The organism is Petroclostridium sp. X23 (assembly GCF_030013905.1).
Classification (GTDB): Bacteria; Bacillota; Clostridia; order SK-Y3; family SK-Y3; genus X23.
In genome coordinates, this window is record NZ_CP124862.1 from 1,649,214 (window position 1) to 1,669,559 (window position 20,346).

General features: G+C 36.4%; 21 protein-coding genes and 5 pseudogenes. 3 read left to right on the forward strand and 23 right to left on the reverse strand.

The genetic code is table 11. The features are described 5' to 3' along the window. Positions 1–257: 257 nt before the first annotated feature. A complete protein-coding gene (locus tag QKW49_RS08065; protein WP_148890580.1) occupies positions 258–458 on the forward strand; it encodes a cold-shock protein in 201 nt (66 codons plus the stop codon). Between the two features lie 186 nt (positions 459–644). Next, positions 645–857: a hypothetical protein gene (locus QKW49_RS08070; protein WP_282867040.1), complete on the forward strand. Its 213-nt coding sequence runs from the start codon at positions 645–647 to the stop codon at positions 855–857. A 204-nt stretch (positions 858–1,061) separates the two neighbouring features. Here the strand turns inward: QKW49_RS08070 and QKW49_RS08075 are convergent, their stop codons facing one another. Both QKW49_RS08075 and QKW49_RS08080 read right to left on the reverse strand, forming a co-directional pair. Then, entirely contained in the window at positions 1,062–1,346 is a 285-nt protein-coding gene (locus QKW49_RS08075) for a group II intron maturase-specific domain-containing protein (RefSeq protein WP_349239128.1), read from the reverse strand. 87 nt (positions 1,347–1,433) lie between these two features. Next, positions 1,434–1,589: pseudogene (locus QKW49_RS08080) on the reverse strand (reverse transcriptase domain-containing protein); the annotation flags it as partial. 49 nt (positions 1,590–1,638) lie between these two features. Between QKW49_RS08080 and QKW49_RS08085 the strand changes: the two are divergent. Continuing rightward, positions 1,639–1,944 (forward strand): annotated as a pseudogene (locus QKW49_RS08085) (transposase); the annotation flags it as partial. 365 nt (positions 1,945–2,309) lie between these two features. Here the strand turns inward: QKW49_RS08085 and QKW49_RS08090 are convergent. The 21 genes and pseudogenes from QKW49_RS08090 to QKW49_RS08190 form a co-directional block, all read right to left on the reverse strand. After that, on the reverse strand, positions 2,310–4,376 hold the full coding sequence (locus tag QKW49_RS08090) for a methyl-accepting chemotaxis protein (RefSeq protein WP_282867041.1): 2,067 nt from the start codon (positions 4,374–4,376) through the stop codon (positions 2,310–2,312). Between the two features lie 457 nt (positions 4,377–4,833). Continuing rightward, positions 4,834–5,427 carry a peptide chain release factor H gene (gene prfH / locus QKW49_RS08095; RefSeq protein ID WP_282867042.1) on the reverse strand — a complete coding sequence of 198 codons (594 nt, stop codon included), beginning with the start codon at positions 5,425–5,427 and terminating at the stop codon, positions 4,834–4,836. Positions 5,428–5,431: 4 nt separating this feature from the next. Further along, positions 5,432–6,499 carry an RNA ligase RtcB family protein gene (locus QKW49_RS08100; RefSeq protein WP_282867043.1) on the reverse strand — a complete coding sequence of 356 codons (1,068 nt, stop codon included), beginning with the start codon at positions 6,497–6,499 and terminating at the stop codon, positions 5,432–5,434. Between the two features lie 297 nt (positions 6,500–6,796). Beyond that, entirely contained in the window at positions 6,797–6,943 is a 147-nt protein-coding gene (locus QKW49_RS08105; RefSeq protein ID WP_282867044.1) for a hypothetical protein, read from the reverse strand. Positions 6,944–6,986: 43 nt separating this feature from the next. Beyond that, positions 6,987–7,190, reverse strand: a pseudogene (locus tag QKW49_RS08110) (conjugal transfer protein); the annotation flags it as partial. A gap of 57 nt (positions 7,191–7,247) precedes the next feature. Continuing rightward, a complete protein-coding gene (locus tag QKW49_RS08115) occupies positions 7,248–8,009 on the reverse strand; it encodes an MBL fold metallo-hydrolase (RefSeq protein WP_282867046.1) in 762 nt (253 codons plus the stop codon). 132 nt (positions 8,010–8,141) lie between these two features. Beyond that, entirely contained in the window at positions 8,142–9,866 is a 1,725-nt protein-coding gene (locus QKW49_RS08120) for an SWIM zinc finger family protein (protein WP_282868093.1), read from the reverse strand. Next, complete coding sequence (locus QKW49_RS08125) at positions 9,866–10,453, reverse strand: RQC-minor-1 family DNA-binding protein (RefSeq protein WP_282867047.1); 588 nt, start codon at positions 10,451–10,453, stop codon at positions 9,866–9,868. The genes QKW49_RS08120 and QKW49_RS08125 overlap by 1 nt, the downstream gene beginning before the upstream one ends. 18 nt (positions 10,454–10,471) lie before the next feature. Beyond that, entirely contained in the window at positions 10,472–11,503 is a 1,032-nt protein-coding gene (locus tag QKW49_RS08130; protein WP_282867048.1) for a virulence RhuM family protein, read from the reverse strand. A gap of 13 nt (positions 11,504–11,516) precedes the next feature. Then, positions 11,517–12,065, reverse strand: coding sequence for a hypothetical protein (locus tag QKW49_RS08135; RefSeq protein ID WP_282867049.1), 549 nt, complete (start codon positions 12,063–12,065; stop codon positions 11,517–11,519). A gap of 93 nt (positions 12,066–12,158) precedes the next feature. Continuing rightward, positions 12,159–14,111: a DUF2075 domain-containing protein gene (locus QKW49_RS08140; protein ID WP_282867050.1), complete on the reverse strand. Its 1,953-nt coding sequence runs from the start codon at positions 14,109–14,111 to the stop codon at positions 12,159–12,161. Between the two features lie 9 nt (positions 14,112–14,120). Next, positions 14,121–14,435 (reverse strand): nucleotide pyrophosphohydrolase, encoded by a 315-nt coding sequence (locus QKW49_RS08145; RefSeq protein WP_282867051.1) that lies wholly within the window; start codon positions 14,433–14,435, stop codon positions 14,121–14,123. 10 nt (positions 14,436–14,445) lie between these two features. Further along, positions 14,446–15,126 (reverse strand): DNA repair protein RadC, encoded by a 681-nt coding sequence (radC, locus tag QKW49_RS08150; RefSeq protein ID WP_282867052.1) that lies wholly within the window; start codon positions 15,124–15,126, stop codon positions 14,446–14,448. Beyond that, positions 15,126–15,323 carry a DNA-binding protein gene (locus QKW49_RS08155; protein ID WP_282867053.1) on the reverse strand — a complete coding sequence of 66 codons (198 nt, stop codon included), beginning with the start codon at positions 15,321–15,323 and terminating at the stop codon, positions 15,126–15,128. The genes radC and QKW49_RS08155 overlap by 1 nt, the downstream gene beginning before the upstream one ends. A 142-nt stretch (positions 15,324–15,465) precedes the next feature. After that, the gene (locus QKW49_RS08160; RefSeq protein ID WP_282867054.1) at positions 15,466–15,717 is read right to left on the reverse strand and encodes a hypothetical protein; all 252 of its coding nucleotides are present in this window, start codon (positions 15,715–15,717) and stop codon (positions 15,466–15,468) included. Between the two features lie 193 nt (positions 15,718–15,910). Further along, positions 15,911–16,957 carry a phage portal protein gene (locus QKW49_RS08165; protein WP_282867055.1) on the reverse strand — a complete coding sequence of 349 codons (1,047 nt, stop codon included), beginning with the start codon at positions 16,955–16,957 and terminating at the stop codon, positions 15,911–15,913. Between the two features lie 41 nt (positions 16,958–16,998). Beyond that, the gene (locus tag QKW49_RS08170; protein ID WP_282867056.1) at positions 16,999–17,568 is read right to left on the reverse strand and encodes a hypothetical protein; all 570 of its coding nucleotides are present in this window, start codon (positions 17,566–17,568) and stop codon (positions 16,999–17,001) included. Positions 17,569–17,582: 14 nt separating this feature from the next. Further along, positions 17,583–17,756, reverse strand: coding sequence for a hypothetical protein (locus QKW49_RS08175; RefSeq protein WP_282867057.1), 174 nt, complete (start codon positions 17,754–17,756; stop codon positions 17,583–17,585). A gap of 259 nt (positions 17,757–18,015) precedes the next feature. After that, positions 18,016–18,810, reverse strand: a pseudogene (locus QKW49_RS08180) (terminase TerL endonuclease subunit); the annotation flags it as partial. Beyond that, positions 18,797–19,135, reverse strand: a pseudogene (locus QKW49_RS08185) (amidoligase family protein); the annotation flags it as partial. The pseudogenes QKW49_RS08185 and QKW49_RS08180, both read right to left, overlap by 14 nt. Continuing rightward, a complete protein-coding gene (locus QKW49_RS08190; RefSeq protein ID WP_282867058.1) occupies positions 19,122–19,481 on the reverse strand; it encodes an aspartyl-phosphate phosphatase Spo0E family protein in 360 nt (119 codons plus the stop codon). The gene QKW49_RS08190 and the pseudogene QKW49_RS08185, both read right to left, overlap by 14 nt. Positions 19,482–20,346 lie beyond the last annotated feature (865 nt).

A 20,346-nucleotide genomic window follows, 5' to 3' on the forward strand; every position in this document is an offset into this window, starting at 1 on the left:
CCGGTTTTGACATGTATAAGTCTAAACCATCGGCTTATTTAGTTCAAGTTAGCCTCTGAACAGTAACACAAATACTTATTATTGTATCATTGTTAAATAAATAAATTGACACACCGTTAAACACGTGCTATAATAAAGAAGTATTTTAAAAGTGATAATTATTTGCACATTTTTTTGTAAATGATTTAAGGTCATTTGCAAGAATATGTGCTTTTGTTTTTACAACGAAATATAATATAATTGATGGAGGTACCAATATGAATAATGGTACAGTAAAATGGTTCAACGCAGAAAAAGGATTTGGATTTATTACCGTGGATGGTGGAGATGATGTATTCGTTCATTTTTCTTCAATTCAGTCAAGTGGCTACAAAAGCTTGGATGAAGGGCAAAGAGTGAGCTTTGATATGGAAAAAGGCCAGCGTGGTATGCAAGCAACTAATGTTTATCTTGCTTAAATTTCCGTTGAATAAAGTTATCTCTTTTTGAGGTAGCTTTTTTAATTTTATGGGTAAAATAAGAAATCGCCTGATACAGAGGGAATGGGATGAGATGGTAATTAGCAGATTTTAAGAGTTGCACTGAAGGCGCTCTCCTACCCGAACTTTAATGTAAGGAAAAACTATAGCATAGGAGGTATTGATATGAAGTTAAGTGAAATAAAGCCCGAAGATGTATTAACTGTTTTTGATAAGCCAAGTAGAAATATTCGTGAGCGGCAAGGCAAATATGTATCAGGAAATGCTGATTTTCTAACTATTCAATTCCTATATTATAAAGACAGTCTCTCACTATCCGATTTAATCTTGGGAAAAGCAACATTATTTAAAGATAAGGAAGCTGTGACTTTACTCTGATTTCATAGACAGAGAGAATACCTCCAGTGCGGGGGGTAAGGTCATATCATCGATTTGAAATAATAAAAATTCATTCTGCTTCTCTTACAAATAGTTTAAAATGTAGTAGAGTAGGGGAATGAAATTTCATTCCCCCCTTCATCAAACCGTGCATGCGATTCTCCCGCACACGGCTTTCCGATATTCTTCTTCCTTCAGCATTCATTAAACTGCAAGTCTTTGTAATCCATTATTGTAAATAATCTTTCGAACCTTTGAAATCCTAGCATATCGCCTTTTATTCTGTGTCTTGTAGTTATGCCACAAGGTAAATTTCTTGATAATATACCAATCCATTTTGTTCAGTTGCTTGCCTGCGTTCTTCAATGCATAATAGTTTCTCATTCCTACTATCTTAGGATTAAGAATTTCAATCATCTTGTGTACGTCCAGCAACAACGTTGACCTGCTGGCAAATACACCTTTGAGATTATCCCTCATCTTCTGCATAGCTTTGTTTGACGGAAATTGATGTGTTTCACTGAATTTCTGACCACTTGCTGTTTCAGATAATTTTCTTCTATGGTGAAATCCTAGAAAATCAAATCCTTCCTTTCCATCCCACATACTAACCAGCTTCGTTTTATCAGGATGCAGTTCTAGCTCCAACTTTCCCATTATGGATTTTACTGCTTGCAAGGCATGCTCTGCTTCTTTCTTGGTTCTACATACTATTACAAAATCATCACAATATCTAACGAGTTTGCCAAGGTGTTTGTAATGCCAAAAAGACTACAAAGACGGTAACAAGACAAAGATGCTAACTATGAAAGGAATTGAATTCATCCGACGTTTTTTGATGCATATTCTCCCTAAGGGTTTTGTAAAAATAAGACACTATGGGCTCCTTGCTAACAGAAACAAAAAGACGAAGTTAGAGCTTTGCAGAAAACTAACCCTAAGCCCTATTTACAAGCCTAAATATGAGGGACTTACCACCATGCAGGTTATTTGTCTTCTAGCCGGAAGAGATATCTTGTTGTGTCCGGCTTGCAAGGAAAACAGGTTACAGGTTATGCACTCCTTTGCCAAAGGAGCATCACCTTGAAAATTATTGGAACTGAATATGTAATTATTATTAAGCCTCTTAGTTGGGGAGGGGGGAGGTATGCCTTAAACTGCTAGAATGATAAGATAAGGAAACCAAAATCTAGAAATATGTGCTTACGATTTCAGTACTTTGGCACAAAAAGCAAGAAAGGAAAACATTGAATCCCCATATGTGCCGCAACCGACCGCGACTTCCTTCTTCTGGGCAATCAAAAATTTTGCGCGAGTAATCAAAAGACTCAACTGCAGTGCTCACAGGCTGGTTGAGTTTTTTTTACGCGCAAAACTTCCGATTCACCCCTTCAAGAACCATCCCCTTGTCTGTACCCCTGTCTGTAACTCGTATAAAGTTTCTTTTAAAAACTAAACCTTAAATCTCGCTATTAATACTCTTAATTCTTCTGCAATTGTAGATAAGTTCTCCCCTGAGTTAGCAATTTCTTCAATTGTAGCGGTTTGCTCTTCCATAGACGCAGATGCCTGCTCAGTTCCAGCAGCATTCTCTTCAGAGATTGCCGCTAGATTTTGCGTTAACTCAATGATTTTGTTTTTATTCTCTGCCATTAAGTCTGCAGAATGATTAAGTTTATTAATTATAGTTTTTATAGCATCTATCGCCTCTGCTATTCCTTCAAATTTTCCTTCAGTTGCTTCAACGCTCCCAGCTTGTTCCTCAACAATCTGCTTCGTTTGTTGCATCAAATCAACAGCACTTAGCGATTTTGTCTTTAACTCATTTATTACAATTTTAATGTCATTTGTGAAGTTATTCGATTGTTCTGCAAGCTTTCTTATTTCCTCGGCAACAACTGCAAAACCTCTGCCTGCTTCCCCTGCTCTTGCAGCTTCTATTGCAGCATTTAAAGCTAAAAGGTTGGTCTGGTCTGCAATGCTTTGAATCATAGTACTAGCGCTTTCAATTTTTTCTGCACTTTCATTGTTACTCATGATAATCTGATAAACATTGCTTGCAGCATCATTATTTTTCTGAGTTTTATCAATAAGCTCTTTCAAAATTAAGAAGCCTTCTTCTTTTTGCTTTTCAATTTGAACTGCCGCAATATTGAGTTCTTTGATATAATTTAAATCTTGTTCCAATAAATCACCTAACTCTTCTATATTATTGGCTGTCGTTTCGGTGTCTTTCGCTTGGTCACTGGCTCCTCTTGCGATTTCCTCAATAGTTTTGGCAACTTCATCTGATGCAGTAGCTGATTGTTGAGAAGTAGCAGTTAATTCTTCCGATGACGCAGCAACCTGTTCCGTTGCATCTGCAGCTTTGCGGATAAGTTCTGCCACATTATCTCTCATAGTTCTAAGAGCTCTCACCATATCCCCTGTTTCATCTTTTCTGTTTAAGTATTTTAATTCATTTGATTCTTCATCTTCTGAAAAATCCAAATTAGCAAAATCTTGTATTCTCTTTGTGACGGCTAAAATAGGTTTTGTTATACTGCCCGAGACAAAATTGAACAAAATAGATGTTAATAATAGTATAGTTACTGCAGAAATCATTACTACATATATTATTTCTCTTGCACTAGACTTTAACTCTTTTTCTGTCATAAATGATGCTAATATCCAATCAGTCCCTTCCACTTTATGTGGACTGACGATATACTTTTCACCATCAATAAAAACATCAAATGGTTTTAGTTCTTCAGCCAGAAGCTTGTCTAATCCTTCAATACCAACTTCTTCTATTTTCTTAAAATTGTTTTCGGCGTTTTTTCCATCTGCCATTATTACACCTGTATTATGTACAATTATTGAATATCCTGTTTCACCGGTCTTCATTTGATTTAACATATCGCTAATATCAGATTGTTGTACATCAATTCCTATTGCACCTAGAAATTTTCCATTTTTGTCAGTAAATGAACGAGCATTGCTTGTAAGCATCTGAGACTTAAAAGTGTATGGAGCTGTCCTAATAATACTTCCCTTATTATTTACAGCATCATTAAACCAAGGCCTTTTTGAAGGATCATATCCTGATGTTATACTTTCTTCCGGCCATTGTATGTATCTTCCATCTTCTGTTCCTAGATATACATAACTTGTGCCTTCGTGACTATTTGCATATTGCTCGAATACTTCATAGATTTCTTGCTCAATACCTCCATTGGTCGAGGGATTCATTTGGGTGTCTTCAGTTGTATGCTTATATGTTGTAACACTATCATCGACCATCCTTACCAAAGGATTGGTTGCTAACATATCAATATTTTTGTCTATTTGCTCATAGAAAATGTTAATTGCCTGGGAAACGATCATCGTTTGTTCTCTGGAATTACTAAAATAATCATCATAAGCCTTTTTATTTACTTGATGGATTACAATACCGCTAATACTTACTAGAGTTATCAAAATAACTACCATTGAAGATATTAAAATCTTTCCCTTTATTCCACTAACCCTTTTATTCATAATATCATTTCCCTTCTTCCTCTAAATTTTTTGTTGTATCTATATTTAATATTCTACATTTTTCTTTGTTCTCCTTCATAGCATCCGACAATTTTCGACATTTTTAGTTGTCTCTATAAAGAATGTGCAAATTTTTGTAAATTAATTATTATTAGTTTATATACATTATCCGATCTTTTTGAATTTTCTAAGTTTGAGCTACTTATTGTTTAAAAATATTAACAAGCCTGAACTTTTTTGTTAACTAAATGCCAAATAAGTGGACGGTTCACTCGTTTGGGACAGAGGGACAGGTTCATTGTCCCTATATTCTATCAATAACACTTTTGGAGAATACATTACTAAGACTTATAGCTCTATATCACAACAAATATAATGGACCCTAAAAAATATACCCCGGATCGCTCCGAGGCCAACTGCAAGACATTTCATCGCATCATTATAGGTTATGATTGTACTACTTTACCCTCTTAAACTCTAATCCTTCATAAGCCCTTATGGGGTTCCCACGTTCCAAGAGTTCATGTTGAATCCACATCGTTTGCTTTGCTATCATTTCAATATCTGAGTTTTGTTTACTGATAATTTCACTTAAGCGATTTAAAGCTAATTTCTTGTTTATATGCTGGGTTCTAGCTTCTGTACAAACAACAGTGAGCCCTGTAGGGATATGAATCGCCCTGACCCCAGTTTCAACCTTATTAACATTTTGACCGCCATGTCCTCCGCATCGAAAGGTTTCAAAACGAACATACTTTTCTGAAAATCTAACTCTTTCCGGTTCTTTAAATATGCTCACATCAATAAACCAGTTTCTGCGCTTATGCTTTGGTCTGAAAGGACTTTGCACAATCCATTTTATCGTGCCTTCAAGATGGCTGACATCCTCATCAGCCGATAATACCACTGATTTGTAGCAATCCACATATTGTCCTTTTACTTCTTCAACTATTTTTAAGTTCTTCACTTCCTGCATGAGGACTTTTATAAATTTCCCTACGGCCAATTCACATTCTGCGGGACCTTTCCCCGAACTAATCTGTATTAACATTTTATCACCCCTTATATGTCAGCACTGGCCTAAGGGTTGCAATAATTTTAATCAAACCAAACTCCATGAGACTTTCAATAACAGTATCGATATTCTTATATGCCTCAGGTGCTTCTTCAAAAAGCAAATCAGTATCATGACAAACAATACGACTTTTTAGCTTGGTTTGTCTTATGGTTTCTCTATTATATTTATCACGGATACGGGATTTGCATAGACTACGTGCCCACTTCCTGCCTGCTCCATGTGAAAGGGAGTATGCCGCTTCCTCTGTTTTATCGGTTGGCATCACAATGTAGGTTAGTGATCCTCTTGATCCCGGTACAATTACCACTCCAACTTCTGCTGAAACTGCTCCTTTTCGATGTATAAAAAGATTACCCTTTTGTTCTAAGAAATTATGCTTACAGTCAATCACAGTTTCAACTTGTGAAACATATCCCAAATAACTAATCAGCTTATTTGCCACTACCAGTCGGTTGCGCTCTGCCCAAAGCAGTGCATGTTCATGCTTTTCAAGATAAATCCCTGCTTCATTACTATTTAACGGATACCCATGGCAATCATTAAATTCTCTCAGTATACTCTGTCCATATCCCCGTGACCCGCTATGAATCAGCAGCAGTAAATCATCTTTACTGAGCTTGAGTTTTTCCAACTCATCTTGTTCAAATACTTCCTCCAAAATCTGAAATTCTGCAAAGTGATTACCTGACCCGATTGTACCTAAATCATATATGGGACTTGGCTCTTCATAAGGATTCATTGTTTCAATATCAGCCAATTCCCGGATGTGGTTAAGCCTCGTTACCCAACGATCCCTTTTAAATTTTTTTCTCTCAATACCGGTTCTAAATAGACCCATGCCACAGCCAATATCATTTCCAATGATATGTGGGTATATCATTCCTTCGGTTACTACCGCAACACCAACAGGGACTTTTCCGGCATGCAGGTCAGGCAGTCCCACTACTCTTCTCACTCCATCCAATTCCGATAATGCATTTAGCTGCATGACTGCGGTATGTTCTATCCAGTTCTTACTGCTTGTTATTAATAACGTATTACTCATTCAATTCTCCTTTTCATCTAAAAAAATGCATAAAAATACCGTGGTTCAACAACCCACGGTTCATTCTTCCCCTAAAAAAGGCAACAAAAAAACACGATAACCAAAATCGTGCCTCCGAAACTTATTAGGCTTATGGTTGTCTCAAAATTAATAAATTCAGTTATCATTCACCTCGTAATTAGTTACCAACATATGAAAACACTCCTTTCACCTAATAATACTTTTAAACTACACTACCATTTTATGGCGTCCTATAGCTTTTGTCAATAATTTTTTAAAAATGTAATTCTTTTGTCATCATTGTTTTCGCTCAAACGTAATCATGAAACTTACGAAATCCACCAATCTTTCCATACATTTATCCTCGACCCGCCGGACACAATGAATCTTTTGTTCTTCACTGTATAATGAGATATCACTTAACCCTATTGGATATTCCGACATCCCATAGTAGCTCCTACAACTATTCCAACGCCATTCCGTTGTTACTGTCGTGAACATAAAGCAGGGTACCTGCATTTCCGTTTGCATTAACGCCGTGGAAGGAATGGTAGCTTTCATCAGTCATCTTGATTCCAATATAGAATTTGTATTTTTCTGTAAACACCTTGTGTTTCCACACAGCAAGGTCTATATCAAAATTAAATCCGGTGATCATGTCATCACCGTTATATACAAATCTGGTACACATTTTGCCGCTATAGCCTCCTTTTAATGCTGAATCATTAACAAACTGGAATTTATATCATCAAAGCCATACAGCCCAATCGCCGTAATCAAAGGTGCCACTGCCATGATGTAGGTTGCCCTCCGCTTTCAGCTGGCGGAAAGCGTTTCTCATACTGTTCAAAATTTTGGGCTGAATGTCCAGACTGTGATGAGCTGGAAATACTCTTTTTACAGGAAGTGCCGCAATAACTTCAAGCGACTCAAGATATGCCTGTGGGTCGGTGGAAGGGTAGTACGCAAACAGCGTGTCCTTGTAGACAAGATCGCCGGTAAATATGTAACCACGCTGAGGTTCCCAAAAACACATATGTCCCGGAGAGTGTCCCGGCGTATGCAACACAGTGATCACACGCCCACCCAGATCTATGGTGTCGCCGTCGTGCAGTGTCCGTATAGGCGTTCCCTGAAAGAACTCATAAGTGTTTACATCATAACCCTCTGGCAAATCGCAGCGATCTATGACCATGTCCCGGATAGTATCCATCGTCAGCGGGAACTCCCCGTTCAGCCAGTTCAACTCCGCCTCATGGGCATAAAAATCCGGATAATATTTGTGTCCACCGATATGATCCCAGTGGATGTGCGTTGCTACAGCAGTTACCGGTTTATCCGTCAGTTTTTTCACCTCTTCGGAAATATTAGAAATGCCCAGCCCGGTGTCGATGAGTAAGCACCGTTTTCGACCTTCAAGCAGGTAGCAGTGGGTTTCCTCCCAATGGCGGTATTCGCTAATAATGTGAGTGTCTGCATCAATATGATCGACTGTAAACCATTTTTTCATTTTAACTCTCCCTTCGTGCTGTGAAATAAAATCTGTTCGATGTTCGTATTATATAATCTGTATCACGTAATTAACTACAAATAATGTTTGAAGAATAATCAATGCTCTTTTTATTCTCTTCTCCTGTATGTTTCATACCCTTGTCAATTCATCCCTGAATGCCGGTCTATTTGCATATTTAGTAAAAAGCTTCTGTTTGATTTCCAATGCCTGGTCTTTTCCTCCTGCTTTTTTCAAGTTCCGAATAATAGCACAAACTCCTTGGTAATCCCTTCTGTTGCCAGCCCTTGATGCAGTCTGTTCAATATGTTTCAGAAACAAATCATACACTTCTTCCTTAAATTCTGGAATAAGATACTTATAGTAACTTTCAACCGATGAAGGACTTTTCTTAACATACTCAAGGAGTTTTTCCTTTTCGCCTTCCTCTATCAGAATACGGGTATAAATGTCAGAATAAATCCTCTTTTGATTTTTCAACAGGAAGATAATCTTTGGATAAACGGCAATCCAATCGTTTAGATCATAGGTACTTTTTAACTCCTTATAAAATTCAAAGCTTCCATCCAAAATAAAATCCATTGCTAATCCACGCTGCTTATCAAGCTTTCCTGAAAGCTTATACGCTTTATAGCGATACTTCCTCCAGTCATCCAGAAGGCCTGGCAAACCTTTATCCTTTGCTTCCCCATCAAGAGCAAGCTTAATTACCTGCTCATAATCCTTGCTCTGCATCGCTCGCTCTATAGTCATTTTTCTAAAACTCGAAAAATGGAGGTTTTGCTCAGTAAACTCCTGTGCCTTCTTCTCCCCGTCATTGTGCAAAATCATATTGTATCTGATTTGATTCACTTTTTCTGCGAAATAGCTGCCGCCCCAGGAATCAATATCTTCATTCTTTCCAAATAGTGTCATATGCTTTTCTAATTTATTCCTCAAGTCTGGTGTGTCAGATAGTCTTGAACAAATTTCAAGGAAGTCCAGTCTCCAGTCAGTCCAACCATCATAGCGTCTGTGAGAAACCTCTTTCATTAAATTTTCGAATACAATATTTTTTTCAGATGAGCTTAATTCTGTATTTTCGATAATTTCAACAATAACGCCGAATCCGCGTTCAATTACTCCTCCTATTGTCCCACTGGAGTCATCAGCATTTTGAATCAAATCTACCATTTCCCGCACTACACATAGTGCAAGGTTTACCGCATGGATTGTTTTACCTTCATCGCAAACCGAATCAGCCTTATCAAGCACAAGTTCAGCACCATTTACAGCATTATAAGTGTCTCTGTAATTTACAAATCCATGGCGGTCGGAATTGTTTCTGATAAAGGTTTGGATAAGAGAAACCGCTTTTAATATCTCCTCTTCATCATCCCCATCATCAAACTCCAGCAATATTCGCTGCTTAACTTCTTCATTTTCGGCTGCAATTTCTAGAAGAAAGTCTATAAGTTCTTCCTTACTTCTTGTCGATAGGATTTGCTCAATATCGGGTTCGTTATTTTTCTTCGCTGCCAAGTGTTTAGCTCCTGGTTCTATTGATATTGTATTGTTAGCTGCAGAATTCTTCTTTACGGATGCATTACTCTTCATATCCCTTAAAGTAAGAAATACAGCTACCTGATGCTTACAGTATTCTTCCATATTAAAGGGACAGTCACATAGCGTTTCAACAATATTCAGGTTGTCATCAAGCTCAACATCAATGGTATAGGTTTCAGTCCCTTCAACCTCTGCCACATATACATGTTCCTCTGTTTCCTTAACAAAATTGACATAGCCGTTTTCATAATAATCATATCCACGCAAATAGATTATTCTATCAATGTAGCTTTCAAAGTTATTCAAATTCATCAAAATATTGTTCCGTCCTTCATAAGATAATCTATGACTCTCTGTATTTCAGCTTGTACTTTCTTGTATTCAATTTCTTTCCAGGCTTTAAGCAGCGGTATAAACCTTGCATTGCCGGTCAGCTTTATTTTCTCAATCAATAACAATATCATTCCCCTGTTCCTGTCCTTCAACTCCTGGACAAAGCTGTAGTCTCTCCCATCCAGAAGTTTCGTAAGCTTTTGAAGCAGTTCCTCCGCATAGGTTTCCCGCTCAATCTCCCATCCGATATCTGAGAAAACAAGCATGGGAAGCCTGTCCCTGTATTCAATTTCAAGGTAGCCCTTCTTTATCATCCAATCAATCCGGTTGGTTATTTGCTGCAAGGTCAACTCCCGGTAGTATCCATAGACAGGGCATTGATCCAGACCATACTCTAGAACCTTTTTGTCTTTGGAACCTTTAAGGATTTTGGCAAGCATGCTCCTTCCTCCCGTTGCAATAAGTTCGTCGGCAGCACGAAGGATTGCTTTTATTTCCTCATCTGTTAGGTGACGTATGTCACCGGTGTAAAGTTCGCACCTGACTCTTTGTTTTTTTCTGCTCATGGTTATTACCTGCTTTACTCAAGACTTATCACTCTTATCCGTTTCCTTCAAAAGCCTGTCAAAATCACTCTCAAAAAGCCTGTCCTGCACAATCCTATACTTTTTAAATTCACTTTCTGCAAAGGCTTTTGCAACCTCCGCCGTAACTTTTCCGGAATTATTCAAGAGATCATATTCATTAAACTGTAAGAAAGCATTGAGTCTATTAGCCCAATCCTCCATAGTCATTGGTATTCTTCTTTTTGCCTGATTTTCAGCGTAATCCAAATACATGGTAACAATTCTATTTAATGAGTCCATTTCTTCCAGCGTCAAATAGTTTTTCGCCACCAGAACATCACTTTTCAATATTTTACCTCTGGGTGAGTTTCTCCATGTAGTAAGTCCCATATTTTCTTTTTCTGCATTCGCTCTATCTACAATAAGCTCTGCTGCTATTTTCCCATGGATTGCAAAATGAAGCTTATTTTGTACAGTTTTAAAAAACTTTTGGGTAGTAACAGCTGTTGGTGAATAGTCCATTGCCGTAGCATATATATCTGTTATCTTTTGATAAAATCTTCTTTCACTTGCTCTGATTTCTCTGATCTCTTCAAGCAAATGGTCGAAATACTCTTCGTTTAAAAAGGTCCCATTTTTAAGCCGCTCTTTATCAAGCACATAACCACGAATAGAAAAGTCTTTTAACACAGTAATTGACCACTGACGAAACTGAATTGCCCTGTCTGAGTTTGCTCTGAATCCTACCGCAATTACAGCTTCTAAATTATAAAATTTTGTATTATATTCTTTGCCGTCTGAAGCAGTTCGTCGGAAATTCCGACATACTGAATTCTCTTCTAATTCACCATCCGCAAATATATTTTTTAAATGTTCTGTAATGGTCGAACGGCCCTTTTCATATAGGGTTGCAATCATATCCCGGGTTAACCACACATTCTCGTCAGCCACCAAAACATCAATAGAATTTTCACCTTTTTGTGATGTAAAAATTAAGAATTCTGCTGTGCTGTTGCGAATCTGAAGTTTTTTATCTTTACCCTCAGCCATTTTTGTACTCCCTTCACCGTCCAAAATATTCCATATATTCAATCCCCTGTAACTTAATTGCCCTAGGCTCACATCGATGCTCCCTTGCCGCTTCCATAACAACTCCCTTTATCTCCTTATGGTCATTGTCATACCTGAATTCTGCTATTCTCTTGGCAATAGAGGACAGGTTTTTCAGCCGCTTCTCCTTAGGCATATTTATGTATTTGATATTCAACAAATCAACATACTGTCCGGCAATATCCTTAATACTTATATAATCACTATTCATCACATTCATCCATCTGGCAAAGGTAGCCTCTGTAAAAGTACCTTTGACACATTTCACAAATTCAGCCTGGAAAAGCCGGATGGTTGCAATTGTTTCATTCCAGATAACCTTCTTGTCCATGGCTTCTTTGTAGATGTATTTTGCCTTTGCCAGATCCCTGATCCGCAGTTTTAAAAGCGCATTCAAGGCAAACATTACGAAAAACATCTCAGGGTAAAGATAATTGCAGCTGTAATATACATTGCTTTTTGGAGCAATGATGGAGTGCCACTTCATTTTGTCTTCGTCCATATTGTTGTCAACAAGCTCAACCTCTCGGTCTCCCTGGTAGGCATGTCTAATGTCATAGCAGAGCCCAAGGACACGGATTGACCATTTTCAAAATTAATCTAAAGAATATTCATCTTCATCCTCCGCAGCTTTTTTCCTAATAAACTTGAATTTAAAATATTCTTCCGCTTTTTTGATTAAATTGAGTCTTTCTTTAAAATATTCACTCAAGCCGTTATCGCAACAATAAACATAGCAACCTTTTTGCCCTCTAGTCATTAATGTTCTGTAAGTATTTTTTATTATTTCATCTGCAATTTTTAATGCTTCTTCTTTATTTTCTTTGTATAGCTTTTTAATTCCTTTCAATGATTGATCTGTATTGGCTCTTTCAGTAAAATCAGTTACAACCTTTTCACCATCATAAATCAAATCTTTCCCAATAATCACACCAATATAATCAAATTCTAGCCCTTGAGAAGTGTGAATACATCCAGCCTGATTGACTGAATCCCTATCAATCGCCCATGTAGTAGAGTTATTCAAATTCCAACTCATATGGAAATCAAATTCATTAATATTTATGTCATATATATTTTCATTTGTTCTTCCTTCTTTAGCCCAATCCCAACAATAACCTGCAACAATTCTAGATTTATTATTTATGTTATTTTTTTCATTTATTAGCGTTCTCAATTCATTGGGGTTTTCAACTATCCTAAATTCATAATCAAATTCGAATCCATCAGAATTTGCAGTATTCCTAATACCAAGAACATCATCCAGCCATGAAATATATCCAGCAGAGCCATTACACCTAAATTGAGATTCTAATATCATTTCAACAACATTCACATTATATAAGTCGGCATATTTATATATTTCAGATTTCCTGCCAAAATCATCAATATGAATCCTTTGACTTTCATCAATAAAGAATACTGCAAATTTGGCTGCATTAATGATTTCTTTGATTTGATTTTCTCCTTTGTTTTTGAACATTCCAGATTTTTCTGCCAAACGGTGCGCTTCATCAACAATCAATGCATCAAATTCATTTTTCTGAGACTCAAAATAAACGCCTGAACCTTTAAAAAGGTTTTGAATATATGATTTTTTGAAACTTGATTGAAGCTTGCTTGAATAAACTTCACGAGGAGCTTGGTTCTTTGTAACATATTGGCAAACCATATTTTCACAAGTTAACTTTACCAATAAATTAATCGCTACAACCGACTTTCCCGTTCCGGGTCCACCTTGAACAATAAGAATATTCTTCTTACCAGTTTTATAGGAGTTTCTTGCTAAAAACAGACCTTCTTCTAATACAACTTTTTGCTCTCCAATCATTGTAAACTCTTCATTCCCTTTTAGCATTTTTTCAAGGCTTTCTTGGAGTGATTTAGCTGGCCTAATTTTCCCGTTTTCAATCATATATAATATTTTCTTTTGGTCAGGTTTCACTATGTACCTAGAAATAAATTCTCTCAGCTTGAAAACATCACCTTTTGTAAATACTGGTGATTGTGAAGTATAATAGTCGTAAACATGATGAAGAATTGGATCATCTTGATTGATAAAATAATTATGTAAATATGCACATGGATATAAATTAACAAGGTTGTTTTGAACAGACTCATTATAATTTGAAATCAGCTTTGCATATGACCATGCTTGATATGATGGATGCTCAATAGGCCTTCCTCCGTAATATTTTGTCTTAACTATTCCATCTCTATCTACAACAGCTTCAACTTGCTTGTCCCATTGTTTTAGTTCAATTATGACTGCTGAATTGTTATTTGACTCATCTATTCCAGACAAAATAAAATCAATTCTATTACTTGTTCTTGGAATCCTGTATTCAATTGCAACCCCGCAATTATCTGGTATTTGAGTTGTATTCAAAACTTTATTCATGTATTCCATAGAATTATTCCATGAATTAATTTCTCCAGCTGTAGTATGTACTGATTTTTCTTTAAAAGTATTATAAATTTTAATTGCAATTGCATCATTAATTACATCATTTACAAAGTCACCTTTTGTTGCCTCATAAATAATCATAATATTACCTCAAAATTCTGTATATTTTTTACTGTTACCTTTAGCTTTATCTATTGGATATTTCTCATTATTTTTTTCTAATTTTTTACTCATTGCATCAATAAAATCAATGTTCAAAGCATCTGCCATTAGTATTGAATATATAATTACATCAGCAAGTTCATCAGCTACGTTTTCTAAGCAATATTCATTGCTCCATTGAAAGTTTTCCAAAAGTTCCGCTGCCTCAATTGAAATTGATTTTGCCAGGTTTTCTGGGGAATGAAACTTTTTCCAATCTCTATCGTTTCTAAATTGTATAATCCTTCTTATTATATCCTCCATCTTTTCGCTCCTATAAAAAATTATTTTGCTTTAGACTTATATACTTATCTCCAGATACAATAATATGATCTCTAACTTTTATATCAATTGATTCTAAAACAGAAACAATCGTATTTGTTATATTAATATCTTCTTGAGAGGGTTTCAAGCTACCGCCGGGATGATTATGTGCTAAGATAATACTATGTGCTTGATGACGAAGAGCCAATTCAACAATAATTCTTGGATATACCGGCACTTCATTTATCGATCCTTCATGAACAAGAGCTGAGTGTTTTACCCTGTTTTGAGAGTCAAGACATATTATGTAAAAATTTTCATAATGCTTCCCAACAAATAATGAAACAGAATACTCTCCTGCTTTTGAAGCACTATTTAGAACAATTTTTTCTCCCCATTTCCCTTTGAAGTATCTTCTTGCAAGAGATGGTACTAGAGAAATTAATATAGCAGAATTTTCACTAACTCCGCATTTATTACATATATCCTTCGGGTTAGCTTCAAACAATCCTGACAATGAACCAAATTCTTTAATCATTCTATGCGCTAGTTCATTAGTATCTTTCATCGGAATAGCATAAAACATTAGTAATTCAAGTACCTGATGATCATTAAATGAATCTAATCCCTCTTTTAAGAATCTTTCTTTTACTCTTTTTCTATGCCCTTCGTGTAAATTTTTACCAGTCATTATAAACCCCATTCTTTTACATGCTTTCCGCTAACAATCCTCTCATCTTTGGGCTTTTCCGCATCCTTTGGTATAGCCCAAACAAAAGCATACTTCTTTGCCCCAGCTATTCTTCCTTCAACACATAAAACCTGGACTCTCCGCTGAGAAATTCCCCATTTTTCTGCTGCTTCTTTAGCAGTTATGTATTCAAACATATCACACGTCATGGACATCTAACGATTGAAATGTTTTCCAAATTCTATTTTATTCGTTTATTCGAACAAGGTCAATAAAATCACAGAAATTTCTAAGAAATCTGCTATTTCTTATACGAATACAACAGTCCATCGTTTAGCTTCACTCATTAAAAAATCTTAAAAGATCCTGTTTATCAAGTAATTCAGCCATTAGCCAATCTTTCAAATAAACTGATTTCGCAAAATGGAAATGCACAAACCCCCAGCTACCACAACCACTTAAACCACTTTTCTCATCATCTTTCCCTTGTGTCAGTATTGCCTCAACCTCACTAGAATTACTTGAATATATAAAAACTAGAATTGGAGTTGGATCTATAAAATCAAAAAAAATTATAAACCCTCTAAACATGAAAATTCATATACCTATACAGTGAAATATACTGATGCAATAGAACTGTTACGAGAAGTTAAACCTTATCTCGTTATTATTCAAAAGAAACAGCGTGCAAAAATGATTATTTCCGAATATAAACAACTTACACCTAGAAATGGCAGATATTCAAAAGAACTTCTAAAAGCAAAAGAATCATTTTATAACAGATTTATGGCAATATAACAAGGACATCGTGAACATACTTTATTTCAGTGGATTTGAGCCGTTCCACGAATTCATCAAACTGCTCCTCTTCAAAATACAGCTCAAAGTTGCCCGGTTTTGATAAAACATCATTTTCAGTTTTATTTATAAAATCTACCCATGTAGACTTTGATTGTAATGAAAAATCTCCTGCAAAAGTTATATTTGCACCAAAGTCCAGTGTTACTTTTTGATTCAAATGTGCCTGTTCCGGTGGAATTCCTATTGACTGATACTTCATCCCCTCTTCCAACACCGCAACACGATGAGCATTAGCGCTTCCCTGATAAACTGTATTCCAACTATCCCGCACACGTTTAGGATCTTTCACTACACCCAGGTGCTCCAGCACGCCACCGGGATTTGCACCATTGGCAAAAAACTTCGCACCATATTCTTCAGTCGCTATTGCCATACCTATTGCATTCTTTGCCATAGCAATTGGCGAATAACCCACTAAGCCATCAAAGCCCAAGCCTGGTATATGCAATACTTCTTCTTTTCTTAAATACACTTGCCCATAACCTTGCATGTTCGGATTCTCACCATCGTCTTTGGTATAGATATAATAAATCTCACCACTGCTTGTTCTATCTACACTCATCCTATTTGGTAGTAAAGGATAGAGTGCTATAACCTGCCCCCTACCATCACGAATGATCTGTGCATAGGCATTTCCCCATAATAAAAGATGACTCATCAGTGTCTCTCGAAACACGAATGAAGTCATCTCTGGGTTTGGCTCATCATGGAGCAGGTAATATAGCGGATGATTGGTTACTTTTTCTTTTCCACCGGCTGTGTATTTATAAGTATGAAGCGGTAAGCTTGCGATAGTCTCGGATAGAATCCTGACACAAGCATAAACTACCGTGGTTTGCAGCGCAGTTTTTTCACTGACAGTTTTCCCGCTGCTAGAGCTGCCAAAGAAAAAACTGTAAGTACTGTTAAATAGGCTGTTTTTAGGACCAGCCCTTAGTTCAAAGAATTTTGATATTAACAGTACTCTCATTACGATTCCTCCTAAAAATGAGCATAAAAAAAGAGACTTATTTAGGCCTCTCCAATACCTTGCTTTTCAATTAGCTCTTCTTCCCGAAGTATCTTTATGAGTTGTAGCAATTCATCTTCTGCATAATCTTTTTCAAGTATAGTAAACCCAAATTGCCCATAAAGCTCAATGAGATACGGTATGTTTCTACATTCAAGCATTACTATCCTTCCAGCAATACGCATCTGTCCATCTAAAACTGTATTCATACAATACTGCATTAAATCGTAACCTGAAATATTGTCTTTATACAGACTATTTTTACCAACTTGTCCAATCAAAATGGCTGGAAATTCAGTAATCCTTTCACCATTTATTTTAGCATTAAATCCATCAAAATTTTTAATCTTACGATTGGATAAAGATTCGCGAACCTTAAGAACTTGTAATGCTATAGTGAAATAAGCTAAAACTCCAAACTCTTCTGCCTCTTCATTAAAAACCAGGAAAGTTCTACTTTTCCCAATCTTTTCAAACAAAATAGCCTTTTCCTTTAAAAAGTTCTCTATATCCGGATCCTTTTCACACACAAAAATAGAAATAAGTTCTTGAGCTTTTTGCTCATCACTCATTTCTATTAGTTTCTTTAGCGAGATAACATTTGCTTTAATTTTTGCTCACCTCGCCTCTCACTAGTGGGCGATATTAATGTTCTATCTATTTTCACGCTTTTAGCAGGTGTAGAAATTATTTTTGTAAAAGAATCCACAGCCTTTTTACTATCTAACGTGAAATCTTTACTAAATGATGACGTTGCCATTCTACAATCCCTCCTTCAAGTAAATATCAACATTTTCCAAGATACAAACGTTAAATGTCTATCTAAGTTTATTATAACACATTTATCGGCGTTCAACAATCGAATATACTCTAATTGGCTAACTAAATTCATCCTATATAATTCATAAATACCATTTTAAAGACATTTTTTTCAAATCTAGTCATCAGAATATCTCCTCTTGACACTTATGCTTAGATTATAATCAGCATAAGCATAAGCGTCAAGGATTTTCACTTAATTATATAATCAAAATTCCTCTCTCATCATAAACACTGGTCTTATTCTCATTCCTTATCGCCCTATCCAATGCCATAATAAGAGCCACTGCCCCATCAATACGTTCAGTACTTTTTTCTTTATCCGGTTTAATATTACCGGCAGGATCTGTTTTTATATAGATATTATCCATCATCCACCTAAGCACCGGGTTTCCCCCGTGTGCTATTTTCTCCTCCAACGTAAGTTTCATTAACTCTTTAGAAGATGGTGACATATCTTTATAACCTTGTCCAAAAGGAACTACCGTAAAACCCATCCCCTCAAGATTTTGTACCATCTGAACTGCACCCCATCGGTCAAAGGCTATTTCTTTTATGTTATACTTCATCCCAAGCTCTTCGATAAATGCTTCTATAAACCCATAATGAACAACGTTTCCTTCTGTAGTTTTCAGATAACCTTGCTGCTCCCACACATCATATGGAACATGATCTCTCCTTACTCTTATCTTCATATTCTCATCTGGTATCCAAAAGTATGGTAACACAATATATTTTTCATCAGCTATTCTTGGTGGAAACACCAATACAAAAACTGTAATATCCGTGGTGCTTGACAGATCAAGCCCTGCATAGCATTCCCTGCCTCGTAAAGTATCAATATCTATCTTAAAAGCACACTCATCCCACTTATCCATAGGCATCCAACGGGTTGATTGTTTCACCCATTGGTTAAGCCTTAACTGCCGGAAGAGATTCTCTTCAGCCGGATTTTCCTTTGCACTAAGATATGCATTTCTATGCTTTAATCTTTCCTGCATGAGTCGTTCCGTTGAAGAGCCGGAACTCAACTGTGCCTTTATCAAAAACACTGTGAAGGTTAAGTCCATGATACCGGCTGTTGTGGTAGTGCCTGTTTCTGCTTTCTTCTTCGTAACCGGCGTACCAAATATCCGCCAAATCTTGCAACGTAATCATGAAACTTACGAAATCCACCAATCTCTCCATACACTTATCCTCGACGCGCCGGACACAATGAATCTTTTGCTCTTCACTGTATTTTGAAAACTCATGCAGAAAAGAGTCCAGCTTTTGTACATTTAGCAATACGTTGAGATGCTCCACTTTACTCTCTCCCATAGCAGCATCTCCTATTCTGACTTTGATTCAGCATCCGCTTCTGTTGCTGTTTCCATTCTTTAAAATACCCAAATGCTTTTTGATAATCACAAACGAGTTCATCCAACGCCCGGCTAATGCTCAAAACTTCTTCACTGACTAGGTTACATTCAGGTTGAATCATTAATAAATGCAACTGCTGCCTCAGTTGATTAATGGATTCTTTTTTTATTTCCAATTCATTACTATCAATGCATTGCCCGCTTCCTGTGGAAGAGCTGCTAGATCGATGATTACTTTCCGAACGATAAACAAGATCAGATAGCTCCTCCGCTGATTTGATTGGTTTTTTCACGCTATTCTTCATTATATATTTTCCTCTCAAATAAAAGTATCTGAGAGGAAAATTAAAAAAGCGCACGCGCAGAAAATATACTACTCTCCTACACGTGTGCTTTTATGTTATTGAAAATAAAAGTCAAATGCTGTATAATAACATAAGGTCGCATGACAGCCGCGTATCATCGGATACACTTGTATCTGGCGATACGTCTACTGTTGGTGTAGGCAGTCCTTTTGCCTGCATTAGTTTTTGAGTGCTGGCACACTCAAAAACCATGGCGACTTTTCTAATTTTCCTCGCAATAATTATATACTATTTAAGGGAAATAATGCAAGCTATTTAGATTAATTTTGTACTATTATGTAAGATTTTATCTAATGATATGCTGTCCTTATCAGTAATTTTATTGGTGAAAAACTTAAGCACATGAATCTTTTTCATCTTTGATTTATATATACTACTAACAACTTTGCTAGTATCCCACAATGAAATGCAGGAATAATTCATCCATTTGACTGCATAAAGATTTTGTGTACTGTATGTCCTGCAAGACAATGGAACCAAGACGAAAGAACCATCATGTCCACCGTTCACAGCCATTGATGAAAAAAGTTTTTGCACTAATCGTCTCCTCATCTGTTGTTTCGGAAGCAATAGGACCTCCCTATACTTCCTCTTGCTCATATAATCCAAATATAGTTGTTACTTCTTTACTCATTCTTCTCTTCCTTTAGCAATAGTCTTTTTCTAAAGCCGCCTCTTTGAACAAATTTATCATAACGTATCTTTTCAAATTGCTCAAAATTATTAAGAATCCTGCCTAATTTGGAACATATTTGTGATATCTTGAGATATTTAGCCTATTCCACCCCTTTTATGTCAATGCATA